Here is a 23,372-nt window from a genome sequence, read left to right as displayed (position 1 = left end):
AATTACGATGCCTAAAGAAAGATCTAATCATCTATATCAGTTAATCAAGTCTATGTCAAGGAGTGAGAAAAGGTATTTTAAGTTGGTTTCAACAGAATCAGCTACTACCTCTTCAAAAAAGTTCATGCTCCTTTTTGACTTAATAGATAAACAAGAGGACTTTGATGAAGATGTATTATTAAATTCTACTCCAGAACTTAAGCCATCTCAATTTTCCAATCTTAAAGCACATCTTTATAAAAGGATTCTACAATCACTCAGACAATTTCATTTAACCAAAATGGAAGATGCTGAAATTAGAGAGATGATTGACCATGCTGAACTTTTATACAATAGAGGTTTATATGAACAATGTGCAGATATTCTTAGAAAGTGCAAGAAAAAAGCTCAGAAAAATGACCATTTAGAATTACTTCTAGAAATTCTGAGATGGGAAAAAAGCTTATTATCTCATACTTTAGATAAACACAATCAGAGAAGAGTTAATAAATTGATTCAAGAGGTGCAGGATGTCAACGACAGAATTAACCTTATTAATAAATTCACCAATATTAGTGTAAAATTAAATGCTTTCTATCTCAGAACAGGCTATGTAAAAAGTCAGAAAGATTTAACTAAAGCACAAGCACTCGTAAAAGATGATATTTTTAATATTGATGAAACTAAACTTTCTATCAATGAGAAATTAAGTTTATACGATCTGTATATTGGTTTCTATTATTTCACCCATGATGTTCAAAGTGGATTATCTTATGCTTTAAAATGCTTGAATATTTTCCATGAACAACCGGATTTAATTCCTTCTAAACTTGACCTTTATATTAGTGTTATTAATAATGTCTTAAATGGTCAGTATAAACTGTCTCAATACAAGAATTTTGTTAACACAAAATCACTGTTTAGAAGGATTCGTACCATGAAAAAAGTGGAGTTGAGTGAAAACATCAAAATGAAACTTCTTAAGTACTCTTATGTACATGAGTTTAACAGATTATTTTTACTGGGTAATTTTACGGGGGGTATCCAACGTTTAAATGCACTGCTCAATAATATAGAATTCTTTATCACTAAACTAAATAAACACTCTAGGCTTATTTTATATTATAAAATTGCCTGTTTGTATTTTGGAGCGGGTGATTTTAGATTATCATCAAGGTGGCTCAATCGAATTATCAATTCTGATGCTTTAGAAATGGATGTTAGAGAAGATGTCCATGTTTATGCTAGAATCGTCAATTTGATATGTCATTATGAGATGGGAAACACAGATTTGGTAGACTATTATGTCAAATCAACCTATCGTTTCATGTTGAGAAAAGATAATTTGTTCAAGTTCCAAAAGTACATTATGGCCTTTCTGAAAAAATTATCTCGAAATATGAATGATGCTGAACTAATGCAAGCCTTTATTCAATTAAAAGAGGTATTACAGCCATTGGAAAAAGATAAATTTGAATCTCATCCTTTTATGTATTTTGATATTATTTCTTGGCTAGAAGGAAAAATTGAAAAACGAACAGTACAGGAAGTCATCATAGAAAAAGCCAAACTAAAAATTGGTAAAGACTATCCTGAGTGATATAAAAAAACACTGTTGAAAGACAGTGTTTTTTATTTATATTAAATTAATTTTCAATTCATTAATTAAAAGTTGAATCTCGTTTTCCAACTTATCATATTCTTGTGGTAGTTGGTCTAAATCCTTTTCAGCTTTAGCCATTTTCTCCATACTAAGCACATGATCTTTGATCTTCTGTATTGCTATAAAATTCACAGAAGATTTAAAGGAGTGCAATGATTTGTAGGCTACTTTCCAATCCTTTGATTCAATTCCTTGTTTTATTTCAGTTAATTGTATAGGTGCATCAGAAAGAAAACGTTCCATCATTTCCTTTATAAAATTTTTATCTCCTCCTGCAAAAGTTTCAAGATAAGTTAAATCTATTCTAGTTTTTTCCATCTTATAAATCCAATAAACACAAAAAGGTATGTTAATAAAGTTTACTTCGGTAGTTCTTCTATCTCTTTAAGATATCTGTAAATAGTAACTTTTCCAATGTCCAATTTTTTTGCCACTTTTGCTACATTATCATCATATCGTTTTAAAAACCGTTGGATGATTTCAAAATTATATTCTTTAAGTGTCATATCTTTAGACATTACTGCTTCTAAATCAGAAGAACTTGAATATTGAATATCAGAAGGTAAAATGATATTTTTCTCACACATTACAGCTGCTAATTCAATAATAGCTTTCAATTCACGGATATTTCCAGGGTAGTGGTAATCTATTAATTTCTGTTTAGCATCAGAAGAAATCGTAATCTTTTCCAATTGATTTTGATCGATAAACTGATCTAATAAATGCTTTGCTAACAAGATCACATCATTTTCTCTTTCTCTCAATGGTGGTAAATAAATAGGTACTCCTAGTAGTCTGTAATACAAATCTTCACGGAATTTATTGTCCATCATTTCTTTTGATAGATCTCTATGAGTTGCTGTAATTATTCTTACATCCAATTTCACTACCTGATTCCCTCCTATTCTTACCACTTCTCTTTCTTGAATCACGCGAAGTAACTTTGCCTGAAGGCTCATTTGCATTTCTCCAATCTCATCTAAGAAAATTGTTCCACCGTTCGCTTCTTCAAATTTTCCTATTCTTTTAGAAATTGCTCCGGTAAAGGCTCCTTTTTCATGACCAAATAATTCACTTTCTAAAAGTGATGTTGGAATAGCAGCGATATTAACAGCTACAAACGGTTTTTTTGCACGATTAGAATTGTAGTGAATCGCTTTTGCTACAACCTCTTTACCTGTACCTGTTTCTCCTGTAATTGAAATATTAATAGCATTATCAGTTGTCTTATGTAACATCTGAAATACCTTTTTCATAGGTTTACTATTACCTATAATCGATTTATCAAACTCATATTTATGTGATAATTCTTCTCTTAAGTGCTCAACCTCCTCCTTTAGTGACTGATTTACCTTAATTTTATTTATGGCATTTAATAAACGCTCACGAATATCTTCCTCTTTTGTGATATAATCATATACCCCATATGTAAACAGCTTTACGGCTGTTTTTACATCTGTTTGTCCGGAAATCACCACTACAGGAACATGTGGCATACGTGTAGATAATTTCTGAATTACTTCTTCACCTGTCATATCAGGTAAAGAATAATCTACAGTAATAAGATTTGGTTTTTGATCCAATGCATTTAAAAGGTCTCTACCCTTCTCAAACATGACCACCTCATGTTCGTCATCCATACTAAGAATATAGTTGAGCATTTTAGAGAACAACGCATTATCCTCAAGGGCAAATATTTTAAAACTTTTGGAGGTACTCATAAGTATTAATCACAATGTTTTTGGATTTCTGCAGCAGCAAGAGAATAACCAAAGGCCTCTGCAGAAGCTAGTAAGTCACATACAGTATCGTCGGCCTCACCTGTTTTTCCACTTAAAGCAAGTGCCTTATAATAATAAGCCTCACCATACCTTTTATCTAAATTAATAGCTATTTCGATAGTATTCAAGGCTTTATCAAATTGTTTAGAAGCAATTAATACTCTTGCCTTGTGTAAAAATATTCTTTTGTCCTGTTCATTTGATAATTCTATTGCTTTATCAAAATCTTCTAATGCTAAACTAATACCGTTTACTTCGGCATTTTCTAAACCTCTATTAAGGTAAATATCAGAAATACTACCATCTAACTGAATGGCTTTAGTATAATCAAGAATTGCACTTTTATGATCTCTTTGAAAACGATTAGCATTTCCTCTATTATAATAAAACTGATACGCATTAGGAAAATCTTTCTCCGATTCTTCATAAATGTTTATCGCCATTGAAAACGATTTTTGTGCTTTACTATATTCTTCTAAAGACATATATGCAGCACCTTGAGCATTATAGGCATCGGCATTCAAGTTATCTTCTTTGATTGCAGCATCAAAAAGAGAAATAGCTTCTTTAAATTTACTTTTTGAAAGTTTAAGTTTTCCTTGATTGGTTAATTCTTCTGATGATGGTGAACAAGACATCACTGAAGTGATAAGTGCGAATAAAAAAATAAGGTGTTTGTTTTTCATGACACAAAAATAGAAATACTTTTTCTTTCTTCGAGATGTTTTTGACTTAAGAATTTAATTTTTCAGTACATGGAATATTGTAAAATGAGCTACTCGTTACTTTTTCTTCTCATTTTCCAGTTTAAGACACTCAAATACAAGTTGGATACATCAATTTTTGATTTCAGAATCAGTAATAACAATCTATCTTTTTTATCGAAAGATGTTAGTTGAGATAATAATTTATAAAAAGCTTTTGCGGCAAGTCTGTTAGATGTCAATACAGATAATTGAGCATGATACCTTATTGATTGACTCAAAGCACTATTTTCTTCTTCTGTCTGATTTAATTTTTGTGCTTTTCTACAAATTTTTAAAGTTGATTTTAATAATTGATTGCCTCTCGTGAGATAAAATTGTTTCCCTAAAGAGCGAGGTAAGTCACGTTTTAAAGTATTTACTTTATCATAAAATGCATATTTATAATTTCTTGATGATCGAATCCATATATCATAATCTTCATAGGCTAATGATTCATCATATCCCCCTAATTCCAATAGTACCTCTCTTTTAAATGTAATTGATGGAGCTGAAAATAAAGGTGGATTTTTAAGAATTCTTTGATATACATCACCCGAAATTACTTCTTCGATTAATTCGTCTTTTTTATTTCTTTTAAAATAAGAGGCTGATAGAGTATTTCCGGTAGCATCAATAGTTCTTACATCAGAAAAAACACAACCATATTCTTTTGAATGAGCTAAAAAACAATTGACGTCATCTTTAATTCTGTCAGGTAATAAAACATCATCCGTTGCAAAATCAATAATAAATTCTCCTTTAGATTGAGTAAAAGCTAGGTTAAATGCTTTACAGTTCCCAATATTTTTAGAAAGAGGTAGGTAAATTGCTTTGATATCATATTTTTGTAAAGTAGCTTGAATGCGTTCGACTGATCTATCTTTACTAGCATCATCTACAATAATTATTTCTATATTAGTATAAGTTTGTTGTTTTAATGAAATCAATGCGTCTTCAACATAATCTTCATGATTAAAACACAAACATATTACTGTCACCAAAGGAGTATTAGACATTCTTTATGAACTTTAAAAGGCATTCCATACATACAAATATAGCTTCGATACTTTTAGGTATTGCATTTTTGTTTCTTTTCTCAGAATCAAACGCTCAATTATCTAATGTAAAGTTTAGCACTAAGTCTCCTTATAGAACCATGGTTTCTCATATAGGATTCTTAAGTCCTTCTTCTGGATCTTATAATCCTGAATTGGCTGCAAGAACATTAGGAGGTGATGATTTTTCTATAGAGCAAAAAATTGCATTAGCTATTAAGTTAAAGCAAATATATGATAAACACGGAGGCTTAGATCTGGACGATATTTCTAATAGAAGAAATTACCGTAATGAAGATGGCGACTTTATTTTCACTGTTTTTGAAGATATTCCAGAAATTTACCTCATCAGAGAAAATTCTAATTGGGTTTATTCGCCAAAATCTGTTCGGGAAATAAATGTGGTGTTCAGAAGGTACTATCCATCTGCTATTCCTCCTAAAAAGCCGAAACCTAAAGAAAAAGATACTTCTAAAGTAGATTCTGTAAATGTGATCGAAAAGGATTCCTCTGGAAAAGACGTTGTAGTTAAAAAACCTGCACCAAAACCTGTTCCTGAGGAAAAACCGATTATTCGACCAGAAAAAGTAAAAGTAGATTTAAGTAATCCTAAAGCTTCTGCCACTACTTTCTTTGTTTTTCAACAAGACGATAATTATCATCCTGAGTTAGCTGCAAAAACATTAGAATCTATAAATCAACTTTCTTTAGAAGACCGTATTACTTTAGCCATGAAGCTAAAGCAAATTTATGATGGTTTAGGACTATGGATAGAATTAGAAGATATTTCTGAAGACCCCAATTACATCGATACCACCAGACATAACAAAGAAATTTATGTTCTTGATAGACAGCTTCCAGATTTTTATCTAGAAAAAGTGGATAAAAAATGGATGTTTTCTGATGCTAGTATACAATTAATTGAGAATAAACATAGACAAGTATTTCCAATTGGTACCGACGGTTTAGAAACTGTTGGAAGTATCTTAAGGAAACCACTTGGTAAACATGCTAGAAAAGAATTTTTAGGTCTTGAATTATGGCAAGTCACTAGTTTAACCATTATGTTTTTTGGGGCTTGGCTCTCCATTATCATATTGTCTAGGGTGATTATGTTTTTACTCGGGTATCTATCAAGGTCTAAAGAAGAGCGAAAATATATTCGAGGAATATTTAGTGCTGGACTAACAGTTATCATTTGCTATTGGTATAAAATGATTTCTCCGAGTTTGGAGCTTTCCATTCAGGAGCTTCAATTTGTAATCATAGTTCTTAAGGTGTATGGCATATTCCAAATAGTACGATTCTTCTATAATGTCACTGATTTATGGGTGGCTATTTGGTTAAGAAAAGCCAACGAAAGAGAAGATCAAATACAAAGAGGTTTGGCTCCTTTCTTTGGAATGACTGCCAAATTAATCTTTATTCTTATTGGAATTGTTTTAACAGTAAGTGCACTCGGATATGAAATCACAGGTTTACTCACAGGTCTTTCTATTGGTGGTGTTGCTGTAGCCTTAGCTGCTCAGGATACTATTAAAAACCTATTTGGTTCTATCATGATCTTTTTGGATAGACCTTTTGTTATTGGAGATTGGGTAAAAACGGATGGTGTAAGTGGATCTATTGAACGAATTGGTCTTCGTTCTACTAGAATAAGAACTTTTGAAAATTCTTTAGTTTCAATACCAAACTCTAGAATGGCCGATTTTACTATCGATAATATGGGTATGCGTGTTTTTAGAAGATACAAAACATACATTAGAATAAAATACGATACCAACCCAGAAAAAATTGATGAGTTTGTTGATCGACTAAAGGAAATAGTTAGAAAACACCCTCATACAAGAAAAGATTTTTACGTTGTTAATTTAAACAACATTGGATTATATTCTTTTGATATTCTTTTCTATATCTTTTTTGAAGCACCTACATGGGGTGATGAACTTCACTTTAGACATGAGATTATTCGTAGTATTGTTAAAACAGCTAACGAATTAGAAGTTGAATTTGCCATTCCTCCAAATGGTTTAGACATGATGATGATGGAAGGAAACGGTGGAAAATTATCTAAAACCTCTCAAAAATCTTCTGGTGATAAACCTTTCGGTTTTATGTAATATGAATCAACATAAACACAACAAAATAGCATTAATCATTTTGGTGTTCATTTTCGTTCATATCAATGTCTTTGGGCAAAATATAATGAAAGAAAGTGATACACCTGATTTTAATATCATCAATAAAAAAGGCAATAAAATTAAAAAAGTAGATTTTAGAGGAAAAGTTATTGTCTTAATTATAGCAAGTTCGTGGAGTATAGAATTCCTAGAAGATTTTGATCAGATAAAATCATTACAAAAAGAAACTTGGAATAAAGATGTAGTATTTCTTTATGCTATTGCAGATGTTCAAAATAATTGGGAAAGCTTTTTAAGAGAATATAGTGCCCCAAAATTAGATAACAGCCTAGAAAACACTTACATACTCCCCATTTCTTCACCATATTGTAATGATTGTTTTATGACAAATCATTTTAAACAAGAAGAAATACCTTCTTATTATGTCTTTTCTAAGTCAGGAGATTTAATTGGTGAAAACATTCCTAGAAAAAGTATTCTTACTGGAATGAAAAGTTTAATACTTGGTGCACGTAACTTATCATATAAATAATACAATCATGGGTGAAATTTGGATATTGGTTCCTTTAGCAGCAATGGCTATTCCTATTGTTGCCATCTTAAGTAAAAACAAAGGAAAATTACAAAAGAAAGATTATATCAGATTATTAGATGAAGTAGAATATCTTAAAAAAGAGAATACTTCTTTAAAAAATCGTCTTGAAAATGTAGAAACTATAGTAACTGAACCAAATTGGGGAATAAATAAGCAGTTGAAGGAAGGCAATGCATCAAAAACACCTCAAATTGAAGAATAAATTTACGTAAATCGGACACTAATAGACTGAAATGTTCGTTTCCGTACAAATAAAAAAACGATGATTAAATATCAATGTATTGATTATCAACAACTTACAATTAAAGGACTATTTTTGGCATAATTAATAACAAAAGTGATCAATATCGTGAGGATCAAACCTCAACGTAAAGATAAAGTTTAAATAATTGAATTGGTTGAAAAGGCAAATATCATTTGATGTTTGCTTTTTTTTATTTTATAAACTTTTTAAATAGTCACTTTTCCCTCCTAATTATTTATTATTAAGTAATTTATAGTACTCTATTGAGGAATTAGTTCTTACCTTGAAGCTACTATAAATAATTGCTTACATTATTACTTGAGATTCAATCTTAAGGAATTATAGAATACAATATTCCATCAATTAATAATTGAGATAAAAATGTCAAATACATTTATACTAAATCAAGAAGCTAATGTTGCTTCTACCTACATAAATGAATTACGAGATGTCAATGTGCAAAAAGACAGAGCTCGTTTTAGAAGAAATTTAGAACGTATTGGTGAATTACTTAGTTATGAATTAAGTAAAACATTGGAGTATGAAAATGTAGATATCAAAACACCTCTTGGCACATCTCCTTCTCGAAGAGTCAAAGATCAATTAGTAGTCACTACAATTTTAAGAGCCGGATTACCAATGTATGAAGGAGTATTAAATGTATTTGATCATGCAGATAGTGGTTTTGTAGCTTCCTACAGATCCAGTACCGGAACAGATGAAGTAGAAATCAATATGGAATATGTTGCTTCGGGTAATTTAGATGGTAAAGTTGTAATCTTGGCTGATCCTATGCTAGCTACTGGTAAGTCTTTACTTTTAGCATTAGAAGGATTACTCAAAAACGGGACTCCAAAACATGTACATATTCTAGCTGCAATTAGTAGTCAGCAAGGAGTAGATTATGTAAAAGAGAACATTAATGTCCCTGCTTCTTTATGGATTGGGGCTGTGGATCCCGAAATGAATGAAAAATCATATATCATTCCTGGTTTAGGAGATGCTGGTGATTTATGTTTTGGTGAAAAATTATAATTAGAATATCATAATATGAAATTGGCGTAAAGCCATCATTTCAATAAAAATGGTCATGTAATTTAAATTACATGACCATTTTTATTACCAAGTAAACATAAAATATGCTCCCCAACTTAAAAGTATAATTAATACAGTATAGATAAAGTATCTTTTAATTGTTTCGAACAAACGATACCTCCATATTTTTTTTCTGTAAGAGTCTACTTCTTTTTTAGATTTTTTCTTTGATATTTTTGATAAAGAATAATGAGCATGATTAGAATTAGTGCTTTTAAACTTTGGAGAGGAAGCATGTTTTAACTCTCTTCTATTGTTTTGCAACACTTTTGTTGCGCTTTCCATAAATCCCATAGTTTTTCTTTAAGTTTTACTCCACAATACTAAAAATACAAGTTTATAGAAACAAATAACAGTATAGGTTCAATGTTTAGCTTCAATTAGAAGAATTTGATTTATTAAAAGTATATCAAAATAAATTCTTTACTAATTAAGTATTATCAATAAATACTATTAATTTTAGTGTATTATGGATTTAACCTATGCAAAAATAAACTTCTTTATATTTGTATTCATATCCATTAGAGTTGAGATTTTTTCTACTCTACATTATTAATGATAATTTTTTCGATTAAAAATAATAAATGAGACGTTTAGGCGAATACCTCATCTTTTTGTGGAAGATGTTTTCTAACAGAGAATCATTTTCTACCTATTTAAAATTGTTTTTTCAAGAATGCGTCACCATCGGTATTAATTCTTTATTCCTGATTGGTTTCGTTTCACTTTTTGTAGGTGCTGTTATTGCACTTCAAATGGCCTACAATATTGTAAGCCCTCTTTTACCTAAATATATTATTGGTTTAGCTACTAGAGAAATGATGATTCTTGAAATGGCACCAACACTATCTGCTATTGTTTTTGCTGGTAAAGTAGGATCTCAAATTGCAGGAGGCATAGGAACTATGCGTATCACCGAACAAATTGATGCTCTAGAAGTAATGGGAATTAATTCTGCATCATACTTGGTATTACCTAAAATTTTCGCAGGTATGGTAATGTTACCAGCGCTTGCAGTTCTATCAGGAGCTTTAGGTATTTGGGGTGGATGGTTAGCCACTATTTTTGGTGATTTATCACCAGTAGAAGATTATATTTATGGTATCCAAAATCAGTTTGTCGCTTTTGAGGTACCTTTTGCTATCATCAAGGCTTTTGTATTTGGATTTATCGTAACATCAATTTCAGCTTTTAAAGGATACAATGTAAAAGGTGGTGCTTTAGAAGTTGGTCGAGCAAGTACTGAAGCTGTTACGACATCTTGTATTGCCATTCTTGCAGCTGACTTCATTCTAGCAGATACACTTTTGAGCTAATTTGAAATGATTGAAATAAAAAATATACAAAAGACTTTTCAAGGGAAAACAGTACTGTCAGATATTAGTGCAACTTTTGAACAAGGGAAAACTAATATGATAATTGGGGCGAGTGGTACAGGTAAAAGTGTACTTCTGAAAACTATTGTTGGCCTATTCGAACCTGATGCTGGTTCTGTCTTTTACGATGGTCGAGATTTTCATCAATCCAACCGAAAGGAACAAAAAATTATTAGGAGTGAAATAGGTATGCTTTTTCAAGGTAGCGCTTTGTTCGATTCTCTTACTGTAGCAGATAATGTTCGTTTCCCTTTAAATGTTCACTCTAAAATGTCTGAAAGTGAAAAAGATGATAGAGTCAATACTTGTTTAAAAAGAGTAGGATTAGAGCAAGCAGCAAATAAAATGCCTTCGGAAATTAGTGGGGGTATGCAAAAAAGAGTCGGCATTGCAAGGGCTATTGTAATGAAATCACAATACCTCTTTTGTGATGAACCGAATTCTGGCTTGGATCCTCAAACTGCATGGATGATTGATCAATTAATCCATGAAATCACAGATGAATTCAATCTAACTACAGTTATCGTATCACATGATATGAATTCTGTAATGGAAATTGGAGAATATATTATGTTTATGTACCAAGGTTTAAAAATTTGGGAAGGTAATAAAGATACTATCCTAGATGCCGAACCTAAAGAATTACGAGATTTCCTTTTTTCGAATAAATTAGTTCGAACTTTTAAGGGAATGCAATAATACACTAAAATTATTCTCTACATAAAACTGAGCAGTTATTACTAATTATAGAGTAATAACTGCTTTTTTATTAAAAAAATTATCATAAGTCAATGTAAATTTTCAAAGCAAAAAAATAACTCAAGCGTTAACCTTCCTTCACAACAAAAGAGCATTTTACCCATAACCAAATGTCAAAAAGAGGCGTTTCTTGAAATGTTAGATATCTAACAATTTTCAATCAAAAAATATATAAAAATGAAAAATTTAATTCAAACCCTATTATTTACAATGCTTCTTTCTTTATCTGGTTTTGTAAGTGCTCAAGATAATAATGATAAACAAACTAATAACGGAGGACATTATAAGGGTGTAGGGCAACTAAATGTAGGTCTAGGTGTTGGTTTCAATTATGGTAGTGCAGGATTTATGGCCGATTATGAGTTTCTTCAATTAGGACAAGATTTCACAATGGCTGCCGCTGTTTCTTATTATGGTTATGATACTTATTATGCTAAGCATAGCACATTTGGTGTAGGTGTTAGATTCAGATGGTATGCCGACAGAGTATTAGGTATTACTAGTAATAAATGGGATGTTTTTGCTTCAGGTGATGTTGGTTTTGGTATTCATAGTACTAATTATCATAGTGGGTATGAGAATACTCCATCGGGTAGTAACGTATCGCCAATATATTGGGGAGTAGGTATTGGTACTAAATACCATTTCAATGATAAAATAGGTTTACATGCAATAATTGGTACTGGTGCTCAAATTGGTATCACATTCGGGCTGTAACAAAGTATATTTAATTATTTGATGAAAAAGGGTTAATTATTAATTAACCCTTTTTCTTTTATATCATGAAATATTAATATATTGCATCGATTTTTTTTAGTCCTACCAATTAGGCTAATAATTGTTGTAAAGTATAGTAGTTTTTTCTTTCTTTTATACAGCAGTATTACAAGGAAGAATCAATTTATCTTAAACAAACTCTTGTAGCAAACTTGGTAGTATTAGTCTTATTTGTACTACAAACTTAACAAACTCGAATTACAATGAAATTCATTAAATTTCTATATTTAGGAACATTATTAACACTAATGACACTTGCACAACTTACTGCACAGAATAAAAACAATGCAGCAAGTAACTTTTCTAACGGTTCAGATTTTTACGTTAATGCTGGTGTAGGCTTTAATGGTAGAGGAGTTCCCTTTTATTTAGGATTAGACTATAATGCTCTTCATCCAGATATCTCACTAGGTGGATCCTTCGGTATTAATAATTGGGAAGAATATCATCACAACCATTATCATAAATACAATTCTTGGAATATTACATTTAATGGTAATTATCATTTTAATAAAATCATGAATATCCCCAACAACTTTGATTTTTACGCTGGTGCTAATATTGGTTATTATCAATATTCAGAAAGTAGAGATGATATATATTACGATGATCATAGAAAATACCATAATGGTATTGGTGTAGGTATTCAAGTAGGTGGCCGTTGGTTCTTTACAGAAAAAATTGGTCTTAATCTTCAATTTGGTGGAGGAACTCAATACACTGCTGGTAACTTTGGAGTAACAATAAGATTATAATTAACATTTATTAACTAGCAAATGTGTTTTAATTAATATTAATAATAGTTAAATTGGTATTACATTTTTTAACACAGGAACTTTAACAAATACATGAAAAATCTAATTAAGTTTTTCTTCACAGTCGCTCTGTTCACTTTAGGTCTTACAGCTCAAGCTCAAGATAAATCTTCTGGAGGAGGTAACTATCAAGGACCAGGAGTATTGAATATTGGTTTAACATCTGGTTTTGGAGATTACCTTGGTGTTCAAGCTGATTACGAAATCGCTAAACTTGGTCAAGACTTTACAGTGGGAGCATCAGTTGCTTTCCAATCTTGGAGTAACGGAAAAAATGACAATGGAGATACATCTTTTGCTGTTGGTGCTCGTTTTAGATGGTACGCAGATAGAGTTTTAAATATTACTCACCCTAAGTGGGATGTATTTGCCAATGGTGATATCGGATTCAATATTAATGGACCTAACGGTTTATGGTGGGGTCTTGGTATTGGTGGTAAATTTCATATCAGCCAATCATTTGGTTTGCAAGCAATTATTGGTTCAGGAGCACAGATAGGTGTAACTTTCCAATTATAGTATAAATAAAAGTCTACAGTTCATCTGTAGACTTTTGTGTTTAATAAAGAATCTATTCTAATTTATATATATATTAGAATAGATTCTTTTTTTAATTTTAACTAAATAATAGTTTTACTAGCAACTTATAACCCTTAAATACTAATTTCATTACTTACAATATGAATACAAAAATCAATTATCTGGCAAGTTTTTTTACTTGTTTAATGCTAGCTATCTCTACTTTTTCTTTTGCACAAGAAAACAAAAAAAGTGGTGGGGGTGGCGCTAGTTACCTTGGACCTGGGAATCTAAATGTTGGATTAAGTACCTATTGGTCTTATAGTAGTTCTCTTGGAGTACAATTAGATTATGAATTTAATCTAGCAAGAGATTTTACTGTTGGTCCCTCTTTAAGTTATGCTGGCTATTCTGACAGTTGGTATAATTATTCTGTTTTCGGATTAGGTGCTAGATTTAGATGGTATGCTGATAGAGTTTTAAACATCACTCATCCAAAATGGGATGTATTCGCAAACGGTGATATTGGATTTTCTATCTGGAGCCATAAATATACTGGTCCAGGAACAGATCCAAAAAGTCAATCATCAACTTCTCCATTATGGATTGGTTTAGGTATTGGTGGTAAATTTCACTTCAACGACAAAATTGGTTTACAATTAATTATTGGTTCTGGAGCTCAAATTGGCCTTCATTTCCAACTATAAAAAAGCAACTATACAAGATTTATTTCTCATTTATTTATATATATAAACAGTGATGGACCATGTCTATTACTGTTTTTTTATTTTCTTATGACTCGTTTAACATCAAATTAAATTTCTATTACATTACTTTGCTCTATATTTCAACAATTAATTAAATATGAATATTCAACTAACAAAAACTTTAAAGATAGTACTGCTTACGCTATCAAGTTTATTTATTTCAACCATATCTTTTTCACAAAATCAACCTGAAAAAAATGAAGCTTCAAAAGGCTATAATAGTAGTCATGCTTGGCTTATCAATGCCGGTTTTGGTTTTAGTAATCATGGTGTACCCATTTATATAGGTGGAGAATACAATGGTTTTCATCCCGATATTTCTGTTGGAGGTGTATTTTCTTATCACAACCGTTGGGACAATAAGCATAACAATAGTGCTTGGACACTTTCTGCTTTAGGTAATTATCATTTCAATAGATTATTGAACCTTACTTCAGAATGGGACCTTTACGCAGGTGCTAATGTTGGATTTTATGGTTATAGTCATAATGCCACTGGCTTTGGCGGAGGTATTCAAATTGGAGGTAGATGGTTTATTACCGATGTTATAGGGTTAAACCTTCAATTCGGTGGAGGAACTGTTTCCGGAGGACAGTTTGGTATTAGTATTCGATTATAAAAAAATCATTGATAAAAAGAAAAGCGGTATCATAACATGATCCGCTTTTTCCATATAGGTATATATTCTTATCCCCTAAGAACATACTACTTTCTTTATTAAGCCGAAGCTTTTAAATATCCAGTCAAATTTGTGACATAAAAACTGTTTCCTTTTTGAACATGTTGAGCATTCCAACCTTTTACTCTTACTGTATAAGATCTTTCTTCATAGCCCTTCAATATATTAAGACCAATTGGTTTCAAATACAAAATAGTATCTGTACCATCATTCGATTTTAATATCGCCTGAGCATACTTCCCTTCATTCCTCACATCATATAGCTTCCCATGTAGAATAGTTTTCATGTGCATTTCTTTGTTTTATGATGTATCAAAAGTAAACAATTAAATGTTTAAATAAAAATCATTGAGTATTTTTTAGTCATTATATTACAAAAAAAATGCAACCTGCTTTAATAGCCGATTGCATTCTTATATAATATTTTGTTTGATTTATTTCTTATCGAAAGCAGGACAATCTTCTACATTGAAGATTCTTACAACACCATTGATTAAATCTTCGGTACTATTATTTATCCCACCTTTCTTGATATTATCTTCTAAAACAGATAATACAGAGAAAATATAATTTTCAGCTATTTCTTGAATTCTTTCTTTTGAATCTTCTGAAATCTGTTTTTTAAATCGATCCAATTCACCATTTACAAAAGTCATAAGAATTTCCCTCACTTCAGAAATTGCTTCATCTGAAGAGTTAGATATTCTTTGTCTATGGTAAGGACATAAGCCAGATAAAGCTTTTCCCTGTGATTGATTTAATAAGTTCTTAATAGAAGATTCTAAACGCTGCATAATAAGGTTTGAACATTTTCTCTCATTACAAATGTAATCAATTATTAGAAAATAATGATATCAATTGATTTACGACATGGATTTCATTCACAATCACTCATCAAATAATTTCCATAAAACACTAATAATCAATCTTAAACAAAATAATTGTTTGTTATTTTTAATCATTCTAAATTAAATGAAATAAGTCCTCTACTTTAATAGGGGCAGATTTCACAAAACCTTCAGCAAACTGAGCTCCTACTCTTTGTCCATACTCCCTTGCTCGTGCTTCTAAAAACTGCATAAACTGAGGGGTAGAAATAAATGTTTGAGGTTCTCCTGAAGCAGCATCGTTCTCACCAACAAAAAATTGTGATGCAAATGCTTTAATAGATTCCACTTTTATAGGCCATTGTTCAGTAACGTCTACTACAAAGTCTGGCACCATAAAATTAGATTGAATCATATGGAAAACATTTTGAGGACGCCATGCTTGTTGATCAATACCATCCTCTTTGGTGATTACCTTTCTCAATCCACTCATAAAACAAGCATCAACTACTAATTGGGCTGCTTTGCCATGATCGGGATGTCTATCTTCTATAGCGTTGGTTATAATAATTTCCGGTTGATATTTTCTAATTACTCTCGACACTTCTTCTTGATGTTTGGAGTCGTTAGTAAAATAAAAATCTGCAAAACCCAAGTTTTCTCTCACAGATAAACCTAAAATTTCAGATGCTTTGGCTGCTTCTTCCATTCTTAATTCAGGAGTACCTCTCGTTCCCATCTCCCCACGGGTCATATCAACAATACCCACTTTTTTACCTTGCTGAATTGCTTTTACGAGTGTTCCAGAACAACTTAATTCCACATCGTCTGGATGCGCCACAATGGCTAAAATATCTAATTTCATATTAGGTCTAAAGTCTTTATGATGAATGGTCGGCGATAATCACCCAAGTACCATTTATTTTTTTCCAAGTCAATGAAAAGTGTCCTTGTAGGTCACCTTTATTTCTACTAAGATGCCATTTTCCAATTACCAAAGCTACATTTTTTGATAGTTTTTCTACTTTAATTAAGTTGAATTTCAACTTCCCCATAGCTTCAGTATTTGGGTAAGATTTTTTATAATTATCTAAAGTAGCTTGCCAACCGTTGGTCACACCACTTTTTCCAATAAATAATAAATCATCCGACTCCCAATAGCCGTTCATAAATTTATCTAGATCCCCCCTATTCCAAGCATTTTCTTGACGTGATAAAGTCTCTTTGATGATATCAATATCTTTATCTACTTTTTGAGCAAAAGTAAAATGTGTAAGGAGTAAAGCGATGAAAAAGAAAAGGTTTTTCATGAGTTTGAATTGGTTATTATAATTGAGTTCAAAATCAAAAGTTCTTCAATAATTCTACTCTTTCGTAAAATCATTTGATAAAACAGTAAAAAATGAAGGTGATGTTAATCTATGAAATTCACATCACCTTCTTTCTATTTTAATTGGATTTGACAACGTTACTCGTCATCTCCTGTATTTTCTGACATCGGCCATTCTCCACCATGTTCCAACCATAATTGATTGTAAGCAAAGGAATGATGATTTGGATAGATCTTGTAGAAACGATCCGACACCAATTCAAAGATTTTTCTCTTTAACTCATCCACTCCTTCATTCTTGATAGCTGAAAGGAAAATATGATTATACTCAGAAGCTAAATAACTTTCTTTCCACTCTTCTAAAGTTGCAGGAGGATTATCTTCAAATGGTGGGTACTCTTTATCCACATAGTTATCCACTTTATTAAACACCAATAATGTGGGTTTATCAGTGGCTTTAATCTCTAGCAATGTTTTATTCACAATTTCGATGTGCTCTTCGAAAGATTCATGCGAGATATCAACAACATGGATCAATAAATCTGCTTCAACAATCTCATCTAAGGTAGATTTAAAAGATTCGATCAACGTTGTTGGTAACTTTCTGATAAAACCTACTGTATCGGTCATCAAGAAAGGAACGTTGTTCATGGTAATCTTTCTTACCGTAGAATCTACTGTTGCAAAAAGCTTATTTTCTGCAAATACATCTGCTTTAGATAACAGACGCATAATAGTAGACTTCCCGACGTTGGTATATCCTACAAGGGCAGCACGAACCTCACGATCACGGTTCTTTCTTCTCAAATCAGATTGCGTTTCAATCTTCTTCAGTTTCTTACGTAATAAAGAGATCTTATCACGAATGATACGCTTATCTGTTTCCAATTCAGTCTCACCAGGACCTTTCATACCTACACCACCTCTTTGTCTAGAGTGGTGAGTCCATAGATTGGTTAATCGAGGAAGCATGTATTGGTATTGTGCCAATTCTACCTGAGTTTTTGCCTGAGCTGATTTAGCTCTCATGGCAAAAATTTGAAGAATTAATAATGATCTATCTATGATCATCACATCTTCAATTTCTCTGTCTAGGTTTCTAGCATGGGCGGAAGATAAATCATCATCAAAAATGATGGTATCTATCCCTTCTGCTTGTACATAAGTTAAAATTTCGTCTAACTTACCTTTTCCAACAAAAGTTCTCTTATCGGGATGATCTAAACGTTGGATGAATTTTTTTTCTGTTTTGATCCCTAAAGTTGATGCTAAGAATGCCAATTCATCTAGGTATTCCTCTGCTTTTTCTAACTTTTGATCTTTAAGTGATACCCCTACCAAAACGGCTCTTGGAGCTTTATCACTTTCTGCTTTAATATGATGAAATTCTTTTTTCAAGAAATTATATTTTAAATGTCTATTCTGATCAGTCTCTTTACAAAATTAAGAATTAATCGCATTCATCTCTAAAAGATGCTCAAGATGATGTGTTTTTATACCATGTATTTTCTTAATCTCATTGATCTGATCTACTACTTCTTGCTTCGGTGTATCTCTTATTTCGTCTTGAACCCCAACAACCAACACATTCTTCGGTGTATGTTCTGTTGTGATAAATTCAAAGACTTTTGTTTTATACCCAAAGGCTTCCATAATTAATGCTCGAATACCATCGGTTAGCAACTCTGCTTGGCGTTCTTTTAGAATTCCAAACTGTGTGATTTTTTCTAAAGCATCATCAGGAGATAATTGTTTTCTTATTTGTTTGTGACAACAAGGTGCACAGACAATCACTTTAGATTGTGATTTAATACCTCTAAAAATTGCATCATCAGTTGCGGTATCGCAAGCATGTAAAGCAATCAATAGATCAATATGTGGCAACTCCGCCTCTTTAATAGTCCCCTCAACAAACTCTAAATTATTAAACTGAGAACGTTCGGCTATATCATTACATTTTTTCACTAATTCTTCGCGCATTTCCACTCCAATTACATGAGGGTCTTGCTGCGCTACATTTTTTAAATAGTCGTACAATCCGAAAGTTAAGTATCCTTTACCTGCTCCCATATCTACCACATTGTAAGAACCATCAAACTTAACATTCTTCAAAATTCCATCAATAATTTCAACATATTTGTTTAACTGACGGTATTTGTCTTGCATGTTGTTTTTTACCTTGAACTCTTTAGTGGTCACTCCTAGTTCTTGTAAATAGACTTTATCCTTGGTATCAATCAAGCGATTTTTTTGCTTGTCATGAGACAACTTAGGTTTGTCTTTTGTCGAAGCCGGCTTCACTCTTAACTTAGCAGATTGTTTTGGAGAAATCAATAAATGATAATCCGCTTCTAGTGTATATAAATCTGCATTATAGAATTCATCTTCTAAATACTTACTTATTTTAGTCACTACTTCTTCTACAGGATAATTCTTAGTAATATCGTTGGTTGGGTAACGATACAAACAAGACAAATGAACTCCCTTTTTTAATTCTACCAATTTACCATTAATAGACTTTAAATCGTTTTGTTTATTCCTTTTGTTTGATAAAGTGACTTTAACGAAAGTATTGTTTTTCAAGCTATCTTGTAAGTGTTGCTCGAATTTATCTACGTTGATGAGACTCATATATTTTTATTCAGATTAGAATACAAAAATACTGAATTGATCTAAACATTTGATCTTAATAGATTTAAAAGTTAACGGATTATAGAAAACTGATGGATTTCTTCTCCTTCTTTTACGATCAAAATATAAAATCCTCTTTTTAAATGTAGATGGTTCAATTGATTTTGAGAAATTTCACCCTTTTCTATTAAAATCCCTTGGTTATCGTAAAGCCAATAATTTGGTTTAGATATAAAGTTTCTAGAAAATCTGATTGGATTTTGAGTCCCTGGATAATGTCCGATAAGACTCATTTCAAGTAGTTCTACCTCTTTTTCAAGTACAGTAATCCGTTTTTCATTACTCCAATCCCCAAATTCTTGCGTCTGGTTGAAGAAGGCTCGACTTTTAACTGCATAGCTTTTCCCTTCTGATAATTGTAATGCTATTTGACCACCCTCAACTACATATATTTCCGATGATCTATTTTCATCAATAACCATAAGTTGATAATCAGATGCGCCATAAATTGAAGATAAACTAACAGTTAATTGTTCTGCTATTAACTCTGTAGAAAGCTCAGGTATTCCGAGCCTCTTACTTCCGTTTACTTTAAAATCAACTTCATCAAAAAATTGGTCGTTTTGGAATTTCAAATGATGTTGAGTAGTTCCCAAAAACTGAGGAAGATGTATAGAAATTATATTATCAATCAATTCATAATCTATTTCTTCTCCATCTAATAAAACCTCATTTATTTGATTAGCATTTGAAATATTAATACTAATTTTTTCATCACCCTGTTCAATATAAGAAGTGGATAAAACTCTAAATGGAAGTGGTAAATAATACGGATCTCTCTCCATCACTGTGTTTCCTTCATTGTCTACCAAATCGACAACCAAACCAGTAATAATATCGTTCATTTTAATCAATTGTTCGTACTCGATAACACAACTAAAAACACTTTCCTCAATAGTTCTTTGATCGTTTCTCACCCTATATTCGTAACTTTCAGCCAACCCTTTCATGAATACTTTTAAATACAAAGGTGCATTAGGATGAATATTATGATTGGTTGTATCCACACTCAATAATAAATTAGTCTGTATCCCTTTACTTCTTATTTCTGATAGTGGTTGTAATGAAAATAATTCTACATTATTGATATTTAGTGTTGTGAATTTGGTGGTATCAGACCAATTAGAACCTTTGGATTTTATCATCAACAGATATTCCTTTCCTCCTTCTAAATTTTCTAATTGAAGTATTTCTTCCGAAACCACTTGATGTAGATTTCCATTTAATGAGACAATCAAACTATCATATTTATTCCAATTTTCAACTTCAAAATATGCTTTTGTAGGGTAACTACCCTTAAAAGTAACTTGTGGCATTTCTTCTTTGGTGCTCACAAAATATGATGATTTCTCACTTTCATGTAAAAAATTAAATCTCACTTCATATTCCTTCGCTTCTGATAAATTTGAAAACGTCACTTCTTTATTATTATCGATTATCGATAACAATAATTGATCGTCTTCATAAATAGAATAATTAATAAAATCAGTTGAGTCTGCATCTACAGTAATTGCAATACTTTCTGATGTCGAAGAAGAAAATAGTAATTGAGGTGCTTTTCTTAGACTCGAAATATTCATCACCCAACCTATACCTACGGTTGAATAATCACTAAAGAACTTAAGTTTAAAACCCCCACTTTCTGAGGTACTAACAAGCTTCCCTACTTTATAATAATCTCCTGTTATTCTAGTAATCAGCACATCATTATCATCGTATATTTCTAGATAATCTACACCCGGTTCCAGGAAAAAATCAATAAAGTCAATCTCTAAAACTTCACCTTCATTTTGTGGTCTTAAAACTTGAATTACTTCTTGATTTTTACTGTAAAAACTATTAATTCCCTCAGGGTCTGTATGAGTAACTTCAGAGATAAAAAGAGTATCCGAAGACATTTTTTCTATTTTAGAATGAGGTGTTTTTATAACAATATTTTCAGACCATTTCGATGACTTCTCTTTCACTTTTACATTATAAAGAGTACTTGGTAAAAGGTCACTTATGGTAATGTTTTTTGATGTGGTAACAAATGATCGAGAGAACTCCCCTTCACTCATAAAAACTTCAAATTCGCCAGTACCATCATAACTCCATTGCATTGACACTGCGTTCTCATATATTGATTTGTGAACTAATTTTGGTGGTGATTGCAATGTTTTAAATGTTTGTGATGGGGTATAAATAGTTCCTTTTTTTCGAAGACATACTTCATAGTTTTCCCCTTTTGATAATTCATCTATCAGTATTTGAGATGAATTTGATGAATAAGTTCTGTAAGTATTATTTGATGGATAATATAATTGAATGGTATATTCTTCTTGTTGTTCATTTTCCCATTTAACTACACAATAGGTATCGTGTGTGTCTAATGTAAGCGCTTGATCGAAGTCTCTCATAGGTGCCAACACCACTTCAAATCCTTCTTTTTGTTTAGAACTATTGGTTAGAAAAGTGAGAAATAGTTCAGACGAATTAGAAAAGATCCATCGCCCATTTGCATTGTCTCCAGATAAATAAAATTCTAGTGTCTTTGAAGAAATATTTTTTTGATTGGTAGCTACTAAATAATCTCTACTTGATTCCAAGTCTAAATAATTCACATACATCCCTATAAAAAGACTATCATCTACAATAAACCTTTGAACGATATTCTCTCTGCTTTTATACAATTCTCCGTAATTACTAGGGTCGGTTAAAATTATTGGAGAGGAAAGAGGTGTACTTATATTGTTTGAGATTTTATATCTTTCATTGGTAGGTAATGTCGTCACCATTTTTTCATCAGAAAAAAACTGTTCTCCTTCCCTTTTACATTTATAATAATACGCTTTATTGTGAGACAAACCTGTTACATTAACGACATCCTCACTTGTCACAGTGTTAAACACCACCCCATATTTATCTCTTATTTCTAAAACTCTCTGAGAAGGCGCATCAATAAAATTAAAATGTAATGAGTTTTCAGTCTTTCTATCAACATTGACTTCTAATGTTGAAGCTGTATTTAATTCAATTGGTATATCGAAATAATCTGCTTTTTCATCGTATGAACAACTAAAAGGAATATCGTAATATTTCATTCCAACCCTTAAATTATAATTTCCAGACACTATGCCTGTACTTGGAATACTAAAATTAATTGTATGAGTACCTATTTCAGGAGTTAATTGTACGATCAATTCCTTGTTATCATCAAAGTCTCCGTCCTTATTGAAATCAACAAAAATGGCCCAACCTAGTTTTACCCTGATATCAGCATAGCCAGGTGTTAATACCAACTGATAATCAGTATTACCTATTATGGGTACTCCTTGATGTTCAGAAATATTGTAACCATCATTACGGCTACCTTTAAATGAAACATCATTAATTATACACTCTTGAATCCATTCATATTGGTCATTTACATTTGGAATACAATCTACTTGAGAAAATAGATTTGTCAGGGTAATAAAATATATGATAATGAATAAGCCAATATTGCCTTTAAGTAAGTAGTTGATCATGGGTAGTAATACAATAGTTAATTA

The 23,372-nt window shown here is 31.5% G+C and carries 24 protein-coding genes; 12 read left to right on the top strand and 12 right to left on the bottom strand.

The features are described from left to right. Positions 1-7: 7 nt before the first annotated feature. Positions 8-1,579, top strand: coding sequence for a hypothetical protein (locus NH26_RS16955; protein ID WP_044219838.1), 1,572 nt, complete (start codon positions 8-10; stop codon positions 1,577-1,579). Positions 1,580-1,615: 36 nt separating this feature from the next. Here NH26_RS16955 and NH26_RS16950 read toward each other — a convergent pair whose 3' ends face one another. From NH26_RS16950 to NH26_RS16935, 4 genes are all read right to left on the bottom strand, one after another. Then, complete coding sequence (locus NH26_RS16950) at positions 1,616-1,960, bottom strand: Hpt domain-containing protein (protein WP_044219836.1); 345 nt, start codon at positions 1,958-1,960, stop codon at positions 1,616-1,618. A 41-nt stretch (positions 1,961-2,001) separates the two neighbouring features. Beyond that, positions 2,002-3,363: a sigma-54-dependent transcriptional regulator gene (locus tag NH26_RS16945; protein ID WP_044219834.1), complete on the bottom strand. Its 1,362-nt coding sequence runs from the start codon at positions 3,361-3,363 to the stop codon at positions 2,002-2,004. A 5-nt stretch (positions 3,364-3,368) separates the two neighbouring features. After that, positions 3,369-4,109, bottom strand: a complete 741-nt coding sequence (locus NH26_RS16940) for a tetratricopeptide repeat protein (protein ID WP_044219832.1) — start codon at positions 4,107-4,109, stop codon at positions 3,369-3,371. 89 nt (positions 4,110-4,198) lie between these two features. Continuing rightward, complete coding sequence (locus NH26_RS16935) at positions 4,199-5,185, bottom strand: glycosyltransferase family 2 protein (protein WP_044219829.1); 987 nt, start codon at positions 5,183-5,185, stop codon at positions 4,199-4,201. A 5-nt stretch (positions 5,186-5,190) separates the two neighbouring features. Here NH26_RS16935 and NH26_RS16930 point away from each other — a divergent pair, with 5 nt between their 5' ends. The 4 genes from NH26_RS16930 (at position 5,191) to upp (ending at position 9,239) form a co-directional block, all read left to right on the top strand. Beyond that, complete coding sequence (locus NH26_RS16930; RefSeq protein WP_052431841.1) at positions 5,191-7,344, top strand: mechanosensitive ion channel family protein; 2,154 nt, start codon at positions 5,191-5,193, stop codon at positions 7,342-7,344. 85 nt (positions 7,345-7,429) lie between these two features. Next, positions 7,430-7,897, top strand: a complete 468-nt coding sequence (locus NH26_RS16925) for a hypothetical protein (protein ID WP_206780202.1) — start codon at positions 7,430-7,432, stop codon at positions 7,895-7,897. Positions 7,898-7,904: 7 nt separating this feature from the next. Then, a complete protein-coding gene (locus NH26_RS16920; protein ID WP_044219825.1) occupies positions 7,905-8,162 on the top strand; it encodes a hypothetical protein in 258 nt (85 codons plus the stop codon). Positions 8,163-8,585: 423 nt separating this feature from the next. After that, the gene (gene upp / locus NH26_RS16915; RefSeq protein ID WP_139263139.1) at positions 8,586-9,239 is read left to right on the top strand and encodes a uracil phosphoribosyltransferase; all 654 of its coding nucleotides are present in this window, start codon (positions 8,586-8,588) and stop codon (positions 9,237-9,239) included. 84 nt (positions 9,240-9,323) lie between these two features. Here the strand turns inward: upp and NH26_RS16910 are convergent, their stop codons facing one another. Continuing rightward, positions 9,324-9,584: a hypothetical protein gene (locus tag NH26_RS16910; protein ID WP_139263137.1), complete on the bottom strand. Its 261-nt coding sequence runs from the start codon at positions 9,582-9,584 to the stop codon at positions 9,324-9,326. Between the two features lie 299 nt (positions 9,585-9,883). On the opposite strand from NH26_RS16910, the gene NH26_RS16905 reads away from it, so the two are divergent. The 7 genes from NH26_RS16905 (at position 9,884) to NH26_RS16875 (ending at position 14,931) form a co-directional block, all read left to right on the top strand. Next, entirely contained in the window at positions 9,884-10,615 is a 732-nt protein-coding gene (locus NH26_RS16905; protein WP_044219816.1) for an MlaE family ABC transporter permease, read from the top strand. Positions 10,616-10,621: 6 nt separating this feature from the next. Beyond that, on the top strand, positions 10,622-11,374 hold the full coding sequence (locus tag NH26_RS16900; protein WP_044219814.1) for an ABC transporter ATP-binding protein: 753 nt from the start codon (positions 10,622-10,624) through the stop codon (positions 11,372-11,374). 237 nt (positions 11,375-11,611) lie between these two features. Further along, complete coding sequence (locus NH26_RS16895) at positions 11,612-12,151, top strand: hypothetical protein (protein ID WP_044219812.1); 540 nt, start codon at positions 11,612-11,614, stop codon at positions 12,149-12,151. Positions 12,152-12,414: 263 nt separating this feature from the next. Continuing rightward, the gene (locus tag NH26_RS16890; protein ID WP_052431840.1) at positions 12,415-12,966 is read left to right on the top strand and encodes a DUF3575 domain-containing protein; all 552 of its coding nucleotides are present in this window, start codon (positions 12,415-12,417) and stop codon (positions 12,964-12,966) included. Between the two features lie 93 nt (positions 12,967-13,059). Further along, entirely contained in the window at positions 13,060-13,545 is a 486-nt protein-coding gene (locus NH26_RS16885; RefSeq protein ID WP_044219809.1) for a hypothetical protein, read from the top strand. Positions 13,546-13,706: 161 nt separating this feature from the next. Next, positions 13,707-14,252 (top strand): hypothetical protein, encoded by a 546-nt coding sequence (locus NH26_RS16880; protein WP_139263135.1) that lies wholly within the window; start codon positions 13,707-13,709, stop codon positions 14,250-14,252. A 157-nt stretch (positions 14,253-14,409) separates the two neighbouring features. Next, positions 14,410-14,931: a hypothetical protein gene (locus NH26_RS16875; RefSeq protein WP_052431839.1), complete on the top strand. Its 522-nt coding sequence runs from the start codon at positions 14,410-14,412 to the stop codon at positions 14,929-14,931. Between the two features lie 98 nt (positions 14,932-15,029). On the opposite strand, the gene NH26_RS16870 is transcribed toward NH26_RS16875, so the two are convergent. The 7 genes from NH26_RS16870 to NH26_RS16840 form a co-directional block, all read right to left on the bottom strand. Beyond that, positions 15,030-15,278, bottom strand: coding sequence for a hypothetical protein (locus NH26_RS16870; RefSeq protein WP_044219804.1), 249 nt, complete (start codon positions 15,276-15,278; stop codon positions 15,030-15,032). Positions 15,279-15,425: 147 nt separating this feature from the next. After that, positions 15,426-15,785 carry a hypothetical protein gene (locus NH26_RS16865; RefSeq protein ID WP_044219802.1) on the bottom strand — a complete coding sequence of 120 codons (360 nt, stop codon included), beginning with the start codon at positions 15,783-15,785 and terminating at the stop codon, positions 15,426-15,428. Between the two features lie 169 nt (positions 15,786-15,954). Then, a complete protein-coding gene (gene bshB1 / locus NH26_RS16860) occupies positions 15,955-16,683 on the bottom strand; it encodes a bacillithiol biosynthesis deacetylase BshB1 (protein WP_044219798.1) in 729 nt (242 codons plus the stop codon). 16 nt (positions 16,684-16,699) lie between these two features. Then, positions 16,700-17,128: a YybH family protein gene (locus NH26_RS16855; RefSeq protein ID WP_044219795.1), complete on the bottom strand. Its 429-nt coding sequence runs from the start codon at positions 17,126-17,128 to the stop codon at positions 16,700-16,702. 158 nt (positions 17,129-17,286) lie between these two features. Further along, on the bottom strand, positions 17,287-18,546 hold the full coding sequence (hflX, locus tag NH26_RS16850) for a GTPase HflX (RefSeq protein ID WP_044219792.1): 1,260 nt from the start codon (positions 18,544-18,546) through the stop codon (positions 17,287-17,289). Positions 18,547-18,591: 45 nt separating this feature from the next. Then, positions 18,592-19,779 carry a class I SAM-dependent methyltransferase gene (locus NH26_RS16845; protein ID WP_044219790.1) on the bottom strand — a complete coding sequence of 396 codons (1,188 nt, stop codon included), beginning with the start codon at positions 19,777-19,779 and terminating at the stop codon, positions 18,592-18,594. A 71-nt stretch (positions 19,780-19,850) separates the two neighbouring features. Further along, positions 19,851-23,348 carry a CUB domain-containing protein gene (locus tag NH26_RS16840; RefSeq protein WP_044219787.1) on the bottom strand — a complete coding sequence of 1,166 codons (3,498 nt, stop codon included), beginning with the start codon at positions 23,346-23,348 and terminating at the stop codon, positions 19,851-19,853. Positions 23,349-23,372 lie beyond the last annotated feature (24 nt).

Origin of the sequence: Flammeovirga pacifica, from assembly GCF_000807855.2 — a bacterium.
Classification (GTDB): domain Bacteria; phylum Bacteroidota; class Bacteroidia; order Cytophagales; family Flammeovirgaceae; genus Flammeovirga; species Flammeovirga pacifica.
This window is presented reverse-complemented; position numbering and strand designations above follow the sequence as displayed.

Bases quoted from the DNA above. Each gene is read 5' to 3' on its own strand.
- NH26_RS16955 (WP_044219838.1), top strand. From the start codon at position 8: ATGCCTAAAGAAAGATCTAATCATCTATATCAGTTAATCAAGTCTATG.
- NH26_RS16950 (WP_044219836.1), bottom strand. From the start codon at position 1,960: ATGGAAAAAACTAGAATAGATTTAACTTATCTTGAAACTTTTGCAGGA.
- NH26_RS16945 (WP_044219834.1), bottom strand. From the start codon at position 3,363: ATGAGTACCTCCAAAAGTTTTAAAATATTTGCCCTTGAGGATAATGCG.
- NH26_RS16940 (WP_044219832.1), bottom strand. From the start codon at position 4,109: ATGAAAAACAAACACCTTATTTTTTTATTCGCACTTATCACTTCAGTG.
- NH26_RS16935 (WP_044219829.1), bottom strand. From the start codon at position 5,185: ATGTCTAATACTCCTTTGGTGACAGTAATATGTTTGTGTTTTAATCAT.
- NH26_RS16930 (WP_052431841.1), top strand. From the start codon at position 5,191: ATGAACTTTAAAAGGCATTCCATACATACAAATATAGCTTCGATACTT.
- NH26_RS16925 (WP_206780202.1), top strand. From the start codon at position 7,430: ATGAAAGAAAGTGATACACCTGATTTTAATATCATCAATAAAAAAGGC.
- NH26_RS16920 (WP_044219825.1), top strand. From the start codon at position 7,905: ATGGGTGAAATTTGGATATTGGTTCCTTTAGCAGCAATGGCTATTCCT.
- upp (WP_139263139.1), top strand. From the start codon at position 8,586: ATGTCAAATACATTTATACTAAATCAAGAAGCTAATGTTGCTTCTACC.
- NH26_RS16910 (WP_139263137.1), bottom strand. From the start codon at position 9,584: ATGGAAAGCGCAACAAAAGTGTTGCAAAACAATAGAAGAGAGTTAAAA.
- NH26_RS16905 (WP_044219816.1), top strand. From the start codon at position 9,884: ATGAGACGTTTAGGCGAATACCTCATCTTTTTGTGGAAGATGTTTTCT.
- NH26_RS16900 (WP_044219814.1), top strand. From the start codon at position 10,622: ATGATTGAAATAAAAAATATACAAAAGACTTTTCAAGGGAAAACAGTA.
- NH26_RS16895 (WP_044219812.1), top strand. From the start codon at position 11,612: ATGAAAAATTTAATTCAAACCCTATTATTTACAATGCTTCTTTCTTTA.
- NH26_RS16890 (WP_052431840.1), top strand. From the start codon at position 12,415: ATGAAATTCATTAAATTTCTATATTTAGGAACATTATTAACACTAATG.
- NH26_RS16885 (WP_044219809.1), top strand. From the start codon at position 13,060: ATGAAAAATCTAATTAAGTTTTTCTTCACAGTCGCTCTGTTCACTTTA.
- NH26_RS16880 (WP_139263135.1), top strand. From the start codon at position 13,707: ATGAATACAAAAATCAATTATCTGGCAAGTTTTTTTACTTGTTTAATG.
- NH26_RS16875 (WP_052431839.1), top strand. From the start codon at position 14,410: ATGAATATTCAACTAACAAAAACTTTAAAGATAGTACTGCTTACGCTA.
- NH26_RS16870 (WP_044219804.1), bottom strand. From the start codon at position 15,278: ATGAAAACTATTCTACATGGGAAGCTATATGATGTGAGGAATGAAGGG.
- NH26_RS16865 (WP_044219802.1), bottom strand. From the start codon at position 15,785: ATGCAGCGTTTAGAATCTTCTATTAAGAACTTATTAAATCAATCACAG.
- bshB1 (WP_044219798.1), bottom strand. From the start codon at position 16,683: ATGAAATTAGATATTTTAGCCATTGTGGCGCATCCAGACGATGTGGAA.
- NH26_RS16855 (WP_044219795.1), bottom strand. From the start codon at position 17,128: ATGAAAAACCTTTTCTTTTTCATCGCTTTACTCCTTACACATTTTACT.
- NH26_RS16845 (WP_044219790.1), bottom strand. From the start codon at position 19,779: ATGAGTCTCATCAACGTAGATAAATTCGAGCAACACTTACAAGATAGC.
- NH26_RS16840 (WP_044219787.1), bottom strand. From the start codon at position 23,348: ATGATCAACTACTTACTTAAAGGCAATATTGGCTTATTCATTATCATA.